Source organism: Methylophaga sp. UBA5088 (assembly GCF_002414625.1).
Lineage (GTDB): Bacteria > Pseudomonadota > Gammaproteobacteria > Nitrosococcales > Methylophagaceae > Methylophaga > Methylophaga marina.
This window is the reverse complement of record NZ_DIAC01000066.1, coordinates 20,688-21,319: the sequence shown is the minus strand read 5'-3', so window position 1 is coordinate 21,319 and position 632 is coordinate 20,688. Positions and strand designations below refer to the sequence as shown.

The following is a 632-nucleotide window of genomic DNA, read 5'->3' as shown; positions in this document are numbered from 1 at the left end:
TTTTATTGAGAAGATGTGTTTTGTTTTATTAAAACATGGCACTATTCAGCCAGAGATGAACATAGATGCTGGCTGCATAACCAAGGGCAATCGCCCAGATCCATTTGATGTGTGAGAAGAAAGTGTAAATGCCTCGCGCTTGCCCCATCACAGCGACACCCGCTGCTGAGCCAATCGATAGTAAAGAACCACCGACACCCGCTGTCAGCGTGACTAATAACCATTGTCCCTGGCTCATGTCCGGATTCATTGAAAGCACAGCAAACATCACAGGAATATTATCGACAATGGCTGACACAATACCGACTAGAATGTTAGCGGTTGTTGGGCCCAAGTCTCCGTACATCAGCTGCGAACCCAGGTTGAGATAACCAATGGTGCCAAGTCCACCTACACACAAAATAATGCCGTAGAAAAACATCAATGTGTCCCATTCTGCACGCTCAACCTGTTGAAATATATTGAACGGTTTGCGTCGATCTAATCCTTCAACTTTAACCCCTGGTAATCCTTCTTCATCAGATGTTGTGTTGATAAATGTTTTTTTATCACGCATTTTTAAGGTGTAACCGTAGAGCTTTAATAAGCCTAGTCCAGTCATCATGCCAATGACAGGTGGTAAATGCAGGAAA

At 43.8% G+C, this 632-nt stretch carries 1 protein-coding gene; it reads right to left on the bottom strand.

Annotated features, from left to right (window positions below):
• Positions 1 to 28 precede the first annotated feature (28 nt).
• Positions 29 to 632 (bottom strand): sodium:proton antiporter NhaD (gene nhaD, locus B4K20_RS08510; RefSeq protein WP_289282569.1); only part of this gene is annotated, 604 nt, incomplete at its 5' end.